The 15507-nt window shown below is 72.3% G+C and carries 14 protein-coding genes; 7 read left to right on the forward strand and 7 right to left on the reverse strand.

Annotation, left to right across the window (positions count from 1 at the left end; translation table 11 throughout):
- Window positions 1-91 precede the first annotated feature (91 nt).
- The gene (locus AB0I16_RS11170) at window positions 92-538 is read right to left on the reverse strand and encodes a DUF1772 domain-containing protein (RefSeq protein ID WP_363249038.1); all 447 of its coding nucleotides are present in this window, start codon (window positions 536-538) and stop codon (window positions 92-94) included.
- 91 nt (window positions 539-629) lie between these two features.
- Here AB0I16_RS11170 and AB0I16_RS11175 point away from each other — a divergent pair, with 91 nt between their 5' ends.
- The gene (locus tag AB0I16_RS11175; protein WP_363249039.1) at window positions 630-1208 is read left to right on the forward strand and encodes a TetR/AcrR family transcriptional regulator; all 579 of its coding nucleotides are present in this window, start codon (window positions 630-632) and stop codon (window positions 1206-1208) included.
- 9 nt (window positions 1209-1217) lie between these two features.
- Here the strand turns inward: AB0I16_RS11175 and AB0I16_RS11180 are convergent, their stop codons facing one another.
- Window positions 1218-1658, reverse strand: coding sequence for a VOC family protein (locus AB0I16_RS11180; RefSeq protein WP_363249040.1), 441 nt, complete (start codon window positions 1656-1658; stop codon window positions 1218-1220).
- A gap of 111 nt (window positions 1659-1769) precedes the next feature.
- A complete protein-coding gene (locus AB0I16_RS11185; RefSeq protein WP_363249041.1) occupies window positions 1770-3206 on the reverse strand; it encodes an FG-GAP and VCBS repeat-containing protein in 1437 nt (478 codons plus the stop codon).
- A 559-nt stretch (window positions 3207-3765) separates the two neighbouring features.
- Here AB0I16_RS11185 and AB0I16_RS11190 point away from each other — a divergent pair.
- On the forward strand, window positions 3766-4584 hold the full coding sequence (locus AB0I16_RS11190; protein ID WP_363249042.1) for an isocitrate lyase/phosphoenolpyruvate mutase family protein: 819 nt from the start codon (window positions 3766-3768) through the stop codon (window positions 4582-4584).
- Here the strand turns inward: AB0I16_RS11190 and AB0I16_RS11195 are convergent.
- The gene (locus AB0I16_RS11195; RefSeq protein WP_363249043.1) at window positions 4518-5963 is read right to left on the reverse strand and encodes a Fic family protein; all 1446 of its coding nucleotides are present in this window, start codon (window positions 5961-5963) and stop codon (window positions 4518-4520) included. The genes AB0I16_RS11190 and AB0I16_RS11195 overlap by 67 nt on opposite strands.
- Window positions 5964-6199: 236 nt before the next feature.
- Here AB0I16_RS11195 and AB0I16_RS11200 point away from each other — a divergent pair, with 236 nt between their 5' ends.
- The 4 genes from AB0I16_RS11200 to AB0I16_RS11215 all read left to right on the forward strand — a co-directional run bounded on the left by AB0I16_RS11200 (window position 6200) and on the right by AB0I16_RS11215 (window position 10817).
- Window positions 6200-6763, forward strand: a complete 564-nt coding sequence (locus AB0I16_RS11200; protein WP_363249044.1) for a TetR/AcrR family transcriptional regulator — start codon at window positions 6200-6202, stop codon at window positions 6761-6763.
- Between the two features lie 169 nt (window positions 6764-6932).
- Window positions 6933-8012 carry a medium chain dehydrogenase/reductase family protein gene (locus AB0I16_RS11205; RefSeq protein ID WP_363249045.1) on the forward strand — a complete coding sequence of 360 codons (1080 nt, stop codon included), beginning with the start codon at window positions 6933-6935 and terminating at the stop codon, window positions 8010-8012.
- 227 nt (window positions 8013-8239) lie between these two features.
- A complete protein-coding gene (locus AB0I16_RS11210) occupies window positions 8240-9976 on the forward strand; it encodes a PP2C family protein-serine/threonine phosphatase (RefSeq protein ID WP_363249231.1) in 1737 nt (578 codons plus the stop codon).
- Between the two features lie 91 nt (window positions 9977-10067).
- Entirely contained in the window at window positions 10068-10817 is a 750-nt protein-coding gene (locus tag AB0I16_RS11215) for a VOC family protein (protein ID WP_363249046.1), read from the forward strand.
- Window positions 10818-10851: 34 nt separating this feature from the next.
- Here AB0I16_RS11215 and AB0I16_RS11220 read toward each other — a convergent pair whose 3' ends face one another.
- Window positions 10852-12057: an ABC transporter substrate-binding protein gene (locus AB0I16_RS11220; RefSeq protein WP_363249048.1), complete on the reverse strand. Its 1206-nt coding sequence runs from the start codon at window positions 12055-12057 to the stop codon at window positions 10852-10854.
- Window positions 12058-12214: 157 nt separating this feature from the next.
- Here AB0I16_RS11220 and AB0I16_RS11225 point away from each other — a divergent pair, with 157 nt between their 5' ends.
- On the forward strand, window positions 12215-12838 hold the full coding sequence (locus tag AB0I16_RS11225; RefSeq protein ID WP_363249049.1) for a tryptophan 2,3-dioxygenase family protein: 624 nt from the start codon (window positions 12215-12217) through the stop codon (window positions 12836-12838).
- A 43-nt stretch (window positions 12839-12881) separates the two neighbouring features.
- Here AB0I16_RS11225 and AB0I16_RS11230 read toward each other — a convergent pair whose 3' ends face one another.
- Both AB0I16_RS11230 and AB0I16_RS11235 read right to left on the reverse strand, forming a co-directional pair.
- Window positions 12882-13901, reverse strand: a complete 1020-nt coding sequence (locus AB0I16_RS11230; protein WP_363249050.1) for a LacI family DNA-binding transcriptional regulator — start codon at window positions 13899-13901, stop codon at window positions 12882-12884.
- A 111-nt stretch (window positions 13902-14012) separates the two neighbouring features.
- Window positions 14013-15347 carry a cellulase family glycosylhydrolase gene (locus AB0I16_RS11235; RefSeq protein ID WP_363249051.1) on the reverse strand — a complete coding sequence of 445 codons (1335 nt, stop codon included), beginning with the start codon at window positions 15345-15347 and terminating at the stop codon, window positions 14013-14015.
- Window positions 15348-15507: the final 160 nt, after the last annotated feature.

Genomic DNA, 15507 nt, shown 5'->3' on the forward strand with positions numbered 1-15507 from the left:
ACATGACCGGGGACGCCGCACGCCGATCGCACGCACCGACCGCCGCTGCGCCCGCGCTCCGCGCGGACGACGGGGGTTCAAAGACAGGCTCTCAGGCCAGGGCGGCGGCCAGCAGGGCGAAGGCGGCGATGATGACGGCGACGCGGACGTAGTGGTAGCGGTCCCAGCGGTTCATCTGCCGCTTCCAGTCGGCGGGCCGGTTGTCCGGGGTCCAGGTCTTGCCCCGGTTGTTGATCGGGACCAGGAGCAGGATCGACATGACCACGCTGACGACGAGCAGTGCGTCGGCGGTGACGACGAGCCAGGCGCCGGAGCCGCCCCAGTCGGCGACGGCCCAGACCGCGGCGAGCACGAGCGAGCCGATGTACCAGAACGGCATCACGGCACCGAGCATCCGGCCCCCGTGGGCACGGCCGAGTTGATTGCTGTCGTCCGGGAGCGCGTCGAGGATGCGGTTGATGACGAAGGCCACGGAGAACTCCACCCCCACCATCACGCCGACGACCACGGTGGTGAGGACCTGAAGTGCGTTGAGCATGATGAGCCCCTCTGAGATCTAGCGCCGCTAGCTGTTGATGCGACGCTAGCCCTACTGCCGCTCGGTTGTCTAGCAGTGCTAGGATCGGAGCATGTCGGTACAGGAACGCAAGGAGCGCGAACGGGCGGCCCGCGAACGCCTCATCTTGGCGACCGCCCGCGAGATCGCCGAGGGGCAGGGCTGGGACGCGGTCACCACCCGCCGCCTGAGCGAGCGCATCGAGTACAGCCAGCCCGTCCTCTACAGCCACTTCCGCGGCAAGCGGGAGATCATCGGCGCCGTCGCCCTCGAAGGCGCCACCGAGATGGCCGCGGCGCTGCGGGCCGCGACCGCCGCCGCGGACGGCCCGCGCGCCCGGGTCACCGCCCTCGCCCGCGCCTACCTCGACTTCGCCGCGCGCAACCCGGCGGTATACGACGCCATGTTCCAGCTCGACGGCGGCCTCGCGTTCGCCGTCGAGGACACACCGGAGCCGCTGAAGGACGCCTTCTCCGCGTTGCTGGAGAGCCTCGACGAGGTGGCCGGGGACGGTGTGCACCCGGGGCTGTTCACCGAGGTGTTCTGGGCCGCCCTGCACGGGATGGCGACCCTGACCCGGACGGGGCGGCTGCCGGCGCCGGACGCCGAGCGGCGCGTGGCGCTGCTGGTCGACCGGCTCGCCGTACTCTGACGCGCCGTCTCAGCGCAGTTGTTCGGCCAGGCCGACGATGATGCCCTCCGGGCCGCGGACGTAGCAGAGCAGACAGCTGTCCTCGAACCGGGCGATCTCGCCGACGAGTTCGGCGCCGTGCGGGCGCAGGCGCGCAACGGTGTCCTCGATGTCGTCGACGGCGAACATGACGCGGTGGGTGCCGAGGACGTTGTGCGGTTGGTCGCGCGGACCGGCGCCGGCCGCCGCGGGGCTGCGGTACTTCGCCAGTTCGAGCCGGCTGTGGCCGTCCGGCGTCCGGACCATCGCGATGTCGCAGTGGACTCCGTCGAGTCCCGTGCACTGGTCGGCGACGCGGCCCTTCACCTCCGTCCTCCCCTCAAGCTCCATACCGAGTTCCACGAAGAACGCGATGGCGGCGTCGAGGTCCCCGACGACGATGCCGACGTTGTCCATCCGCTGAATGGCCATGCTGGTCTCCTCCTGTGCCGGGCCCATGGCTCACCCCTCGGCCCGAGCGACCGGGCCGAGGGGTGAGGAGAGTACCCAGTGGGTCCGGGGGACCAGAACCCCCTCGACCCGTCAGTTGGCGAGCACGCCGAACTCCAAGCCCTTGCCGACCCGGGAGTCGACCGGCTGCTTCACGACGCGGGTGGGCGAGGTACCCGCGACCTTGCCGCTCTTCGTGCCGACCGACCAGACCTGCGGCTCCGTCGCCCGGACCGGGATGGTGATCTCGGGCTGCTTGTCGTTGTTCAGGTCGGTGGTCTTGAGGTGCGAGGGGATGCGGTACGTGCCCGTGGGGCGGGGCAGGCCGGACGCGTTGTAGGCGTAGAACGCGGCGCCGGTGCCGGTGACGCCCCTGGACGAGCTCTTCAGGACGTAGAAGCCGCCACCGGTGACGTAGCAGTGCTCGCAGGTGGACTTGCGCTCACCGGTGGCGCCCACGACCAGCTCGGCGTAGCCGTCGCGGTTGAGGTCGGCGGCGGCGACGGAGGCACCGAAGCGGTCGCCCCGCTCCACGCCGCCCGGGATGCCGGCGGTGTCCTCCGTGAACACCCGCGTGCTGCGGTCCTCGTCGGCGCCGTTGGACGAGCCGTAGTTGACCCGGACCACGCCCGCGGCGTATTCCGTGTCGAGCGTGGACTGCGCGTCACCCACGGCTATGTCGCCGTAGCCGTCCTTGTCGAAGTCCGCGATGGCGACGCTGTTGCCGCCGCGGATGGTCGCCGGGGTCTGGCGCAGTCCGGAGGCCCCGCCGAGGAGTACGCGGCCCCGCTTGCGCTCCTCCCCGAGGACGACGAGGTCGTCGATCGACCCCTTGTTGATGCGGCCCACGGCGATACGGTCCTGCGCCCCCGTGTAGACGGGGTAGTTGCGACCGGTGTCCACCTTCTGTGTCGAGACGGGCGTGCCGTCCGCCTTGAAGGGGCCCTTGAAGAGGCGGAGCGAGGTGGAATAGCCGACGACCAGGTCGGTCTTCCCGTCGCCGGTGAAGTCACCGGCCTTCAGCACCGTGCCGATGTCGGACCAGTTCATGGGGTCGGCCATCAGGGTGCCGCCCTGGAGGCCGGTGCGGCTGCCCCAGAGCAGACTGATCTGGCCCCGGGCGCCCACGGCGAGGTCCGCGTAACCGTCGGCGTTGAAGTCGCCGCTGGTGAGGACCTGCCCGAACCGCCCGCTCTGCACCGGGTCGCCCGGCACTCCCGGGGTGTCCTGGGTGACGACCTTCAGGCCGGTCTTCTGGGCGCCGTACTTGCCGCCGTAGGACACGGTGACGTAGCCCGCGCTCCACACGGTCGTGGCGGTCCCGTCCGCGCCGGTGACGTTCACGCCGGCGTCCGGGGAGCCGATGGCCAGGTCGTGGTAGCCGTCGCCGTTGAAGTCGTCGGAGTAGCGGCTGGGCGCGGGACCCGCGGTGGCGGCCTCCGCCTGCGTGCCGGTGGAGGCGAGCATGCCTCCGGTGAGTGTGGTGGCCGCCGCGGCGATCGCGATGGCGTGACGGATGTGGCGTCGCACGTCCGTTACCCCCTATGAGTTTGATCGAAAATACGCCTTCAAGACCCTTGGGGTACGGGAACGGTTGTACGGGTATTGGCACCACTTCCCGGTGCGCGGGGGTGCGCGCGGGTGCACGCGGGAGAATCGGATCGGCCCGTTGTGACCGGTGTGCCCCGTGCGACCGGCCGCGAGGCCGACGTCGGCGACCGGTCGGGGTCGGTTGCGTCGGGGCGGGGACGATCGCGTCCGGGCGGGGACTGCTGCGTCGGGCGAGGGTCGGTTGCATCCGGGCGGAGACGATCGCGTACGGCCGGGGGTCGGTTGCGTCGGCCGGGGACGACTGCGTCCGGGCGGGGACGATCGCGTCCGGGCGGGGACTGCTGCGCCGGGCGAGGGTCGGTTGCATCCGGGCGGAGACGATCGCGTACGGCCGGGGGTCGGTTGCGTCGGCCGGGGACGACTGCGTCCGGGCGGGGACGATCGCGTCCGGGCGGGGACGGCTGCGTCGGTCGTGAGGTCGACGTCCATGTCGGATTCCTGCCGGAAGACGGCCGGCGGCAGGTGTTTGACTGCGTCCATGACCACGACGCAGTCGGACAACGCCCGCCTCTTCCGCTCCCTGCACACCCCCGCCGCCCCTCTCGCACTCGCCAACGCCTGGGATGTCGCGAGCGCCCGCGTCATCGAGGCCGCGGGCGCACCCGCGATCGCGACCACCAGTGCCGGTGTCGCCTGGTCGCTGGGGGCACCGGACGGTGACGTCCTCACCCGCGACCGGGCGCTGGGGCTGATCGCCCGGATCGCCGCCGCCGTCGAGGTGCCCGTCACCGCTGACATCGAGGGCGGGTACGGGGAGGACGCCGCGGATGTCGCCGAGACCGTCACCGGGGTGCTCGCGGCGGGCGCCGTCGGCGTCAACGTGGAGGACGGCACCCGCCCTCCGGCGGAGCTCGCGGCGCGGCTGGCCGCGGCCCGGCGGAGTGCCGACCTGGCGGGCGCGGACCTGTTCCTCAACGCCCGTGTCGACACCTTCCTCTTCGGGCTCGGCGACCCGCGCACCCGGCTGAAGGAAACCCTGACCCGGGCACATCTGTACGTCGACGCGGGCGCGGACGGCATCTTCGTGCCCGGAGTCACCGACGCCGCCACCATCGCCGCGCTGGCCGAGGACATCTCCGTACCCCTGAACGTCATGGCCGGCCCCGGCGCCCCCGGCGTCGCCGAACTCGGTGCCCTCGGTGTGGCCCGCGTCAGCCTCGGCTCGGGCGTGGCCCAGGCCGCCTACGCCGCCGCCCGCCGCGCCGCGCAGGACATGTTCGGCACCGGCGGCTACGACTCCCTCACCCAGGGCATCGCCTTCCCCGAACTCAACGCCCTGCTGTCCGGACCCCGCTGAGCGGCCTCCTCGCGGTCACGCCCGGCAGCGGTGCGCCGGGTATCGGCGAGGTGGCGACTGATGTAGCGGGCGAGGATCAGCGGGTCATCGGCGTTTCCCGCCTCGAAGGTGACGCGGCGCAGCAGGGCGACTCCGTCGAGCGTGATGCCCTCCCGGGCGAGGACGAAGAGCAGGGCGAGGAAGGCGGACCTGGCGTTGCCGTCGTCGAAGGGGTGGAAGAAGCAGACGTCGAGATGGGCGCGGGCGGCACGTGCGGTCAGGGGAAGGGGCCGCTCACCGTCCGGCGCGCTCTCGGCCAGGCAGGCATCGAGACGGGCGCGGGTGTCGGGGCCGATGCCGTAGCGCTCGCGGCCGCCCTTGGCGAAGGCGGGCGCAGTGCGGAACAGCGGCCGTCGCGGTGTGTCCAGGATGTGCTGCTGCCAGCCGCTGAGCAGGTCGAAGTCGAGCGTGGCGCCGCGCGCCGCGTCGGACCGCATCAGTTCCAGAGCGGCGAGCAGGCCCCTGGCGCGGGCGGGGTCCACGGCGCCGTCGAAGGCGCGGATGTCCTCCACGGCACCGTCGCGTGACGGGGTCACGGGTGTGTCGGCGCCGCTGTCGGGGGCCTGGCGCCACGGCACGTTCCCGCGCACCGTGAGCCAGCGCTCCAGATGGTCCGCCGGGGGCTCGGCGGACCGTATGCCGTCGTCGGGCCGCAACGACAGCGAGAGCCGCTCCGCGACGTCGTCGACCAGCACGATGTCCGGGCCCGTCCAGCTCAGGAACCGTCCGCCGATCGCCTGGTCGACCAGGTCCCGCGCGGTGTCGGGTGCGAACCCCCAGTGGCTGAGGAACCACGTGAGGACCTGGTGGCAGTGCCCGTACCAGCCGCTGCCGCAGCCCGTACGGTCGGTCACCTGGAGGATCAGGTTCCGGGCGGCGCGTTCCCACAGGATGCGCTGGTCCCCGATGTCGGCCGGCTCCAGCGGGTACGCGTCGAACCACCCGGCCAGGCTCTCCAGCCAGCCGCGCCACTCGCACAGGGCGGCGACCACTCGGGCGAGCGTCTCGTCCGGGGTGGTGACCGAGTCGCGCGGGCAGCACCAGCTCCCCACCGGCCCGCCGTCGAAGTCCCCTTTGTCGTGCGCCCAGCGCCAGCCCAGCGTCCAGCGTCCGTAGTGCTCGACGAGGGCCTGCGACATGGCGTCGGCCCACGACCCGGCCTCGCCGTGGCTCCAGGCGCTCATCGCCGGGTCGGCGACGGGGACGTCCGGGCGGCGCGGAACACATGTGGCCGGTCCGAGCGAGTGCACCACCCGCGCTGCCGACGCGCCGTCGAACCGATGACGCGCGGGGTCCACCTCGTCCCAGCTCAGGAACCGAGGCGCCAGTTCAACGATCACCGCGCAAGCCTGCCATGCCCACCCGGCTCCCCCACAAGTGGTTTCCCCGGGCCCACCACCCAGGCCAAGGAGTACCGCGAACAGCTCATGCGGGAACGCGAATTCTCCCTTTGCGGACACTGAGCCACCACCGGCACCGGAGGCCACTGCCCCGCGCGGTCAGGCATCCGGCACGGAAGCCCCCGCTCACCCCGGCCCCGCTTGACGCGAAAAAGAGTGAGTGGTTGAGTACTCACATGACGACGCACCACCGGCAACTGTCCACGGCCGAGGAACGGCGCGAGACGGTGCTGCGCACCGCCATCGGAGCCTTCGCGGCGCGGGGGTACTTCGGTACCACCACCACGGAGGTCGCCAAGGCCGCCGGCATCTCGCAGGCCTACGTCTACCGCCTCTTCCCGAACAAGGAAGTCCTCTTCGGCGCGGTCGTTGAGCACTGCTTCGTCCGGGTCCGCGCCGCTCTCGAAGGCGGCGCGGCGAAGGCCGAGAGCAGCGCCCCCGAGGCGGTGCTCGCCTCGATGGGCGACGCCTACGCCCGCCTCATCAGCGACAACGACCTCATGCTTGTCCAGCTGCACGCCCAGGCCGCCGCGGTGTCCGAGCCGGCGATCAGGGAGGCGGTCCGGGCGGGGTACGCCCGCACGGTCGAGTACGTCCGCGGCGCCTCGGGAGGCAGCGACGAGCAGGTACAGCAGTTCTTCGCCACCGGCATGCTCTGCCACCTGCTGGTCTCCATCGACGCCGAGGCGGTCTCGGCGCCCTGGACCCGCACCCTGGCCGCCGGGATCACGCACTACTGACCCACCTTCCGGACGGGCGGCCGCACGTCCGCGGACCCAGCGGCCGTCCTTTTTTCGTCGTCCGTAGTGAGTGGTCAACCACACATACTCCCCGCCTCACCGACTCCCCTACTCCCGCTACTCCCCCCACCACGCACCCCTTGCCCCACATCTGACGAGGAGCATTGCCATGTACGAGTCCCAGGTCCGCCCCACCTCCGTCACCGAAGCGGTGCTGCCCGGCATCGTCGGTCCGGAGGGCATCCAGGTGCGCACCCGGCCCTGCCGTCCGGCCGGCCCCGGGCAGGTGGTGCTCGCGATGGAGGCCGCCGGTGTCTCCTTCGCCGAGCAGCAGATGCGCCGCGGCAAGTACTTCGACCAGCCGCCCTACCCCTTCGTCCCCGGTTACGACCTCGTCGGGCGGGCCGTCGACGTCGGCGAGGGCGTATCGGGCGACCTGCTGGGGCGGCGGTTCGCGGTGCTGACCAAGACGGGTGCCTGGGCCAGCCACGTCACCGTCGACGCGGGCGACCTCACCGAGGTGCCCGGCACGGTCGACCCCGCCGACGCGGAGACCTTCGTGGTCAACGGCATCACGGCCTGGCAGATGCTCCACCGCCTCGCGAAGGTCCGCCCCGGCCACACCGTCCTCGTGCACGGCGCGAACGGCGGCGTCGGCTCCACCCTCGTACAACTCGCCCGCGTCGCCGGTGCCCGGGTCGTCGGCACGGCATCGGCCAAGCACCACGACGCCGTCAGGGCACTGGGCGCCGTCCCCGTCGACTACCGGGCACCCGACCTGTCCGAGCGGCTGCGCTCCCAGGCCCCGCGGGGATACGACGCGGTCTTCGACCACGTGGGCGGCGAGGGCATCGTCACCTCCTACCACCTGCTTGCCGCCAAGGGCACCCTCGTCTCCTACGGCACCGCGTCGACCCGCGACGTCCAGGGCTCGTCCAGGGCCCCGGTCCTCAAGCTGCTCGCCCGTCTGACGCTCTGGAACGCGCTGCCCAACGGCAAGGGCGCCCACTTCTACAACATCTGGGCGGGACGCCGCAGGCTCGACGCCTTCCGCACCCGGCTGCGTGCCGACCTGACCGAGGTCTTCGCACTGCTGGCCGACGGCGCCCTCGTCCCGCAGGTCGCCGCACGCGTCCCGCTCACCGAGGTCGGCGAGGCGGTACGACTCGCCGAGTCCGGCACGGTGGTCGGCAAGGTCATCCTGGTGCCGTTCGCTCCCCCACGGCACGCAGCGGCGCCCACGCCGTAGCTCGGCCGGCGCTGACGACGGCTTTGCCGAGGCGCTGTTCGTACAACCGGGCGGTGTCCCATACCCGCTGCTCATCGGCGGTGCAGACGTCCTCCACCGCGTCGAGGCCCACGTGCACGCATCCGCCACTCTTCGTGGGCGCCTGCGGTATGTCGCCGGGTGATCCAGTGGCACCGCGCGGATACTGTTCTGATCCGCCGCTCCCTACGCTGAGAGCCTCTCCCGTGATGGTCCCCCTTCCGCCCGGGCACGAGCCGGCACGGTCGCGTCTGGAGCTGCGGGCCGTGCACGAGTTGCTGGAGGCCCAGCACGAGCGCGTGCGGGTCTACGCCGAACAGCACACTCCGGCACCGGCGCGGGCGTCCGCTCCGCCCGCGCCGCAGGATCTGCCGCCGTCGCCGTCGGGGCACGATCTGCTCGAAGCCATGCCGATCCCGGCGCTCCTGGTCGCCCCCGTTCTCCACCACGAAGGGGGGATCGAGGACTTCGTGCACGTGGGGCACAACGCTGCCGCGCGTGCCCACCCGGGCGAGGGCCAGTCCGCGAGCAGCAGCCTGTCCGAGTGGAGTGGTCCGGCGCCGTTGTTCGTCCGGTTCCCCGCCCTGAGGGACACCGCGCTGCCCGGGATGCTGGAGCGTGCGTGCCACGACGGGGTCGTCCAGGGCCCGGAGAGCATCGCGTGGTTCCGCGGTACTCCGGACGGCCCCGCGCGGTCCAACATCTTGATGCGAGTGATCCCGTGCGGGCGGCACCTGCTGATCACCTGGGAGCACGGAGACCCCCTGCGCATGGCCCTGGCCGCGCAGAAGCTGGTCAAGACGTGCTGGGCCGAGTGGAACCTCGGCGACTCCGGCATCCAGCCCTCACGCGGCTTCCGCGACGTGCTCGGCCTTGACGAGGCCGCGCCGCTGCCCGGCCTGTTCGATCTGGCGACCCTGGTCACCCGGGACAGTCTCGGCGCGCTGTACCAGATGTTGTACGACGTCATCCTGCGCAAGCACACGGCCGAGTGCGAACTGCACCTGCGCACCGGCACGGCGACGGAGTCCGACCGGGTGATCCGCATGGTCGCCGAGCCCGAGCAGGTGGCACCCGGCGCTCTGGTGTGGGCCGTTCGCGCGGTGCTCATCGACGTCACCTCCCAGTGGCACCGCCGTACGGCCGCCGAACACGCCGAGCGCGAGGCGCGGCGGCAGCGCCAGCGCGCCGAGACGGTCGCGGAGGTCGCCGACGTACTGCGCGAGGCGGTACTCCCCCACTTCCAGGGTGAGTTGGCCCCCTCCGGACTCGAAGCCGCCGTCGTGTACCTGCCCGATGCCACCGGGGCAGGAGTGGGGGGCGACTGGTACAAGGCCCGCAGGCTGCCGGACGGCAGACTCCTCGTCGGCGTGGGGGACGCCCGCGGCCACGGCCTGGACGCCGTCACCCTGATGGCCAAGCTCCGCTACGCCCTGGCCGGGCTGGCCTACACCGAACAGTCCGTCGAGCAGCTCACCCAGTGGCTCAACGAGGTGGCCTGCGACGACGGCATCGAGTCGACGGCCACCTCGATCATCGCCCGCTACCACCCCGAACGCGCCCTGCTGCGCTGGACCTGCGCCGGCCACCCGTGCCCCGTCCTGCTGCGCGAGGGCCGGGCCACCCAGCTGCCCGCACCGCCCGGCGGATCGGGACCCGCGCTGGGAGTGCTGTCCCACATCGCGTACACCGCCGCCGAGACACCACTCGCACCGGGCGACATCGTGCTGTTCTACTCCGACGGCCTGGTCGAACGCCGTGACAGCGACCCCGACCTGGACACCGCCCGCCTTCTCGACGCCGTCGAAGCCGCCTGCCCGGAAGGGGCCCCGGGGCCGGGCCACGCCGCACTCCAGGCGTTCACCCAGCGCGTCGTACGCCTGCTCGACAGCCCGCACCGCTCCGACGACGCCACGCTTCTCGCTCTCCGGCACATCACGGCGTGACGCCTCCACGCGGCAGGGGCCCGAACCCTGGTCCCGCCTTCGGGCGGGCGGTACGCTGGCACTAGTCAACTTGGACTAGCGAGGAGGGCTCATGGCCGACGAGGTGGCCGTCCCCCAACTGCCCTGCCGTTCCATCGACGAGATCACCACGTTCTACGAGGCGCTCGGGTTCCGTACGACCTACCGGCAGACCCGCCCGAATCCTTACGTGGCCCTGCGCCGCGAAGACCTCGAAATGCACTTCTTCGCCATCGAGGGCTTCGATCCCTCCGACTGCTACGGCGCATGCGCGCTCTACGTCCCCGACACCGGCGCTCTGCACCGCGCCTTCGCGGACGGACTGCGCTCGGTCTACGGAAAGGTGCCCGTCCGGGGGATTCCGAGGCTGACCACGCCCCGGAGGCGCAAGAACGACGGCCGCCGGACGGGGTTCACCATGATCGACCCGGGTGGCAACTGGATACGGGTCTTCAACGCCGTGGAGAAGTCGGCACCGGAGGCCGCACCGGAGGCCGCGCCGGCCCCGACGGGCAGACTGGCCGTGGCACTGGAGAACGCCGTCGTCCTGGGAGACTCCAAGGGCGACACCGCCCAGGCCGTCAAGGTCCTCGACGCGAACCTGGCCAGGGAGGAGGCGACCGCGCTCCCCGTGGACCTCGTCGAAGCCCTCGTCTACCGCGCGGAACTCGCCCTGCGCCAGGCCGAGCCCGAGCGAGCCCGGGCCCTGCTCGCCCGCGTGCGCGCCATCCCCCTGGAGGAGGGCGAGCGCCGACGCCTCGCCGACAGTCTGACCTTGGCGGAGGAGCTGGCGGGAGACCTGGCCCCGGAGGCGCGCGGCTGACGCGCGCGGCAACCCCCGGTGGCCGAAGGCCCGGTCAGGTGGGGATGAGGTCTCCGGCGGCCGGGAGGCCGTCGACCTGCCCGCTGGTGACCACGGTGAGTTCGTAGTCGTGGCGCGTGCCCGGCTGCCACTGTCCGCCCGCCAGCGGAACAGTGGCGATGTTGGGTACCGGGCCCGCGGTCCAGTCGAGTACACCGGCGATGGTCCGCACCCGGCTCTCGCCCACGGCGACGGCGACGGAACGGCGGTCGGTGGGATCGCCGGCGGTGGTCAGCGCGTGCGCGGCCACTTCGAACAAGGCGTACGCCAACCCGAGGGGTTGCAGCCACTGGCGGCCGGTGCGCTGCTCGTACGCCTCGGCAAGGCCGGCCGCGGTCATGCCGTCGAGGGACGAGACGTAGGGGTGGGCCGGCGTCCAGTAGGCGAGCGTCGCCACACCTGCCTGGGCCGGCCGGCCGCCGGCGCTCGTGACCGACGGCGGATAGGCCAGCCACCGCGAACAGGTGATCAGGCGGGGCCGCCAGCCGCCCTCGGCGGCCCGGGAGCGGAACAGAGCGAGGTCCTGGCCCGTGGCGGCGCTGGTGACGATGTCGACCTGAGCGTCACGGAACGCCGCGACATGGGCGTCGAGTGCCATGGCCGTGGCCGGTTCGCGATATGGCTCCGGTCGCAGGAGGTCGTGTCCGCGGGCGCCTGCCGCCGGCGCGAAGCCGTGCTCCGGATGCCGGGACCAGGCGCCCTGCGGGCCGTCGTTCCACAGGCAGCCCACCGTGTGCTCGCGGCCGTCCACGCGTTCCCAGAGGTCGGCGAAGGTGTCCGCGATGTCGTCGAGGCCCCAGCAGAAGTGGTAGGTCCAGTCGAAGGGGCGGTTCTCGTCCGCCCCGCGGCCGTAGTAGTAGACCTGCCAGGGGAAGGCGCTCGACAGGCAGGGCACCCCGGCCGCCTCGCAGGCGTCCGCGACCGCCGGCAGCACCTGGGTCCCGGCCAGCGTCAGGACGATCTTGGCGTCCTCGTCCGCGACCAGCTCGTCCACCGCCTGCCGGGCGCCCTCGGCACTGGAGCGGGTGTCCCGGCCCGCCAGCCGAATCCGGTACCCGGCAGGGCCGGCCCCGGCCAGTTTCTCCGCCATGAGGGTCATGGCGAAGTCCAGGGGGTCCCCGAGGTTCGCCAACCGCCCCGAGCGGGCGACGGCCACACCCACCGTGAGCACGCGTTCCCGCCCGACGCTGAACTCGCTCATCGTGCTCCCTACGAGGGCTCTGGGGCAGAGACCGCCACTGGCGCACAGCTATGGCTCCCCCACGGGCCGGGGACGCAAGAGCGCCGATCGAGTGATCCGGGCGCGCTCCGGGGCGCGACACCGGTGGCGGTCGCCCCCAGCGTCCATGATCGAACTCATGGAGACGCCCTACGCCCGCTACCTACGCCTCGCCGATCTCCTCGGCCTCCAACGGCCGCGTACGCCCGACAGGCAGTCGGGGCAGTGGGCGGACGAGCACTTCTTCATCACGGTGCACCAGTCCGCCGAGTTGCTGGTGAGCCAGGCCCTGGTGGATCTGCGGGAGGTGCCGCGACTCGCGCGTTCCGGCGGGCAGGCCGCTGCGGCCCGTGCCCTGCGCCGGGTCACGGCGGTCGTGGACGTCCTTGAGGCCCACCTGGCGCTGCTCGAACGCCTCACCCCCGACGCCTTCGCCTCCTTCCGCCCGCTGCTCGGAGACGCCAGCGCGGCGCAGTCGAGCCAGTTCGCGGAGCTGTTCCGGCACATCGCCTCACCGGACTGCCTTCCGGCGTGCGCGACGAACCCCGCGGACGCCGGTGCCGATGCCCGTGCCGGTGGAGCGGGCGAGGCGGAACACCGGGAGGCGGCCGACGCGCTGTGGGCCCTGCGGGCCGCGGCGACCCGCTGGCGAACACGCCATCTGCTGCTCGTCGAGCGGATGATCGGCGACCTGCCCGGGACCGGCGGAACCTCCGGCCTCGCGTATCTGCGGTCCCGGATCGACCTGCCGCCGCACGAGTGAGGGCCGCCGCCCGCACAGGTGACACACCGACCGGTCCCGCGCCTCAGCGCGGGCGGGGCGGACTGGTGCTCGCGCGGGGCACCAGCCGGGCGGTGGCCACCTGGAGGTGTTCGACCGGTTCCTTGTCGATGGCGGCGAGCAGGGTCTGCGCGGCGCAGGCCCCGTACGCGGGGACGTCCCGTGTCAGTGAGGTGAGCTGCGGGCGTACCGCCTGGGTGACGGGCGAGTCGGCCCAGGCCACCAGGGACAGGTCGCCGGGAACGTCCAGGTCGAGCTCCTGCGCCACCGAAAGGCCCGCGACGGCCATGATGTCGTTGTCGTAGACGATGGCGGTCGGGCGCGGCGCGGTGCCGAGGAGTCGACGGGTGGCGCGTGCGCCCTCCTCGCCGGAGTAGTCGGTGTGCACCATGGCGGGCGCGGGCAGCCCCGCCTCACGGCAGCCCGCCGCGAAGGCGGCGTCGCGCACGCTGGTGTGCGCGAGCTTCGGCAGCCCCGCCACCCGCGCGACGGTGCGGTGCCCCAGCGCGGCCAGATGGGCGACGATCTCCTGGATACCGGCTCCGTCGTCGGACCACACGGCGGGTACGGGACCGGCGGCCCGCGGCGGCCCCAGGGCCACCATCGGCAGGCCCAGGGCCGCGAGAGCGGGCACGCGTACGTCGTCGTCGTTCAGGTCGACCAGGAGCGCCCCGTCCACCCGGCCCTCGCCCCACCAGCGCCGGTACAGCTCCGTCTCGTCGTCGTGACTGGTGACGGTCTGGAGCATCAGCGCGATGGACCGCGGCGCCAGTTCGGACTCGATGCCGCCGATCAGCTCCATGAAGAACGGCTCGACGCTCAGTGTGCGGGCGGGCCGGCACACGGCCAGGCCCACGGCCCGGGCCCGCGCCCCGTTGAGTGCGCGGGCGGCGCTGCTGGGGCGCCAGCCGACCTCTTCGGCGATGGCCTTGATCCTCGCCCGGGTCCGTTCGGACACGCCCGGCTGGTCGTTGAGCGCGTAGGAGACCGCGACCTTGGAGACGCCCGCACGGCGTGCGATGTCCGTGATCGTCGGCCGTTTCATGCGTCCTCCCGCCGTACCGGTTCCCCGCCGCGGCGGCCGACCTTACCGGGTGGCCGCCGCGGTGCGCTCACCCGGTCGCCGCGCTCGCCGCGCCGGCGCCGGGTCCCTGGGTCAGGTGGTGGCGCAGGTCCTGCCGTCGAGGGTGAAGGTCCTCGGCGCGGCGTTCGTGCCGGTGGAGGAGCCGTTGAACCCGAAGCTCACCGTGCCGTTCGCGGGGATGGAGCCGGTCCACGGCTCGGGGGTGACGTGGACGTCGGACCCGGTCTGGGTCGCCTTGGCGTTCCACACCGCGTTGAGCTTCTGCTGTCCCGGGAAGGAGAAGTCCAGCTTCCAGCCCTCGACCTTCTCGCCCGAGGTGTTGCGGATGGTGACGTCCGCGTTGAACGTGCCGCCCCAGTCACTCAGGCGGTAGGTGACGTGGCATGCGCCGCCCTGTCCGGGGCCCGTGCCGCCGAAGACGCCGGACTCCTTCGCGGTGGCCTTGATGCCGTTGGCGCCGTCGAAGAGTCGCTTGCCCCAGTCGGAGAGTCGGTTCGCGTCGAAGTCCCGTACCAGGTCGAGGTATTCGACGCCACCGCCGTTGCCGCTCCAGGACCAGCCCAGGTAGCCGATGCCGAGGGATTGGGCGGTGCTCATGATGGCGTCTTCGTCCGGGTTGCCGTCGGAGTGCATGTCGCCGAACTCGCCGACCACGATGGGCAGTTCGGCGGCGGCGAACCGGTTGAGGTAGTCGCGGACCTCGGCCGGGGTGTCGTAGACCCCGTACATGTGGATGTCGAACAGGACGTTGCGGTCGGGGTCGGCGGCCAGGACGTCGGCGGCGTCGTCGCGCATGGTGAAGGACCAGTCCTGGCCCCAGTTGGGGGCGTCGACCATGAGGGTGTGGTCCAGGCCCGCGGCCCGCAGCCGGCCGATGGCGGTCTTGGTGTCGCCCGTCCAGGCGGTGTAGCCGGTGTTGCCGTACGGCTCGTTGCCGATGTTGACCAGGACGTACTTCTCCTGGCCGACGAGGGCGTCCTTGACGCCGATCCAGTAGTCGACGGCCCTGGACAGCGGCACGGCGGCGCCCGACTCGCCGTATCCGGTGGTGTTGTGGGCCTCCAGGACGCAGATGAGCCGGTTCTCCTTGCACTCGGAGACGACCCGGGCGACGTCGGCGGTGTCGTTCTTGGCCCACTGGTCCCCCGTGCCGAGGACCACGCGCACGGTGTTGGCGCCCTTGGCCTTGATGTCCTTCAGGGCCCGGTCCGTCCTGTCGGGGTACCAGGTGTGCGCGTGGTTCACCCCGCGCATCACGAAGTCCTCGTCGGCGGCGTCCAGCAGCCGGCCGTCCCGGATGTGGAATCCGGGGGTGTCCGCGGCCTGGGCGGACGGAGGGGCGGCGAGGAGCGCGGCGCAGGCGGCGAGGAGGGTGCCTGTCGCGACGGCGGCTCGTGTTCGTCTCATCACGTGCTCCTGGGTCGATGGGGACACGCCTGTCCTCGGGCAGCCGGTATCAGCGGTCCGGGTACGACGCGTCGTCAGGGGCGGTGCGGTCGCGCCCACGTGGCGGCGGACGCGGCAGGCCGGGGCGGCACGGTATTTCCGCGCCCGGCCGGCCGCTGCC

The organism is Streptomyces sp. NPDC050703 (genome assembly GCF_040654435.1).
GTDB lineage: Bacteria > Actinomycetota > Actinomycetes > Streptomycetales > Streptomycetaceae > Streptomyces.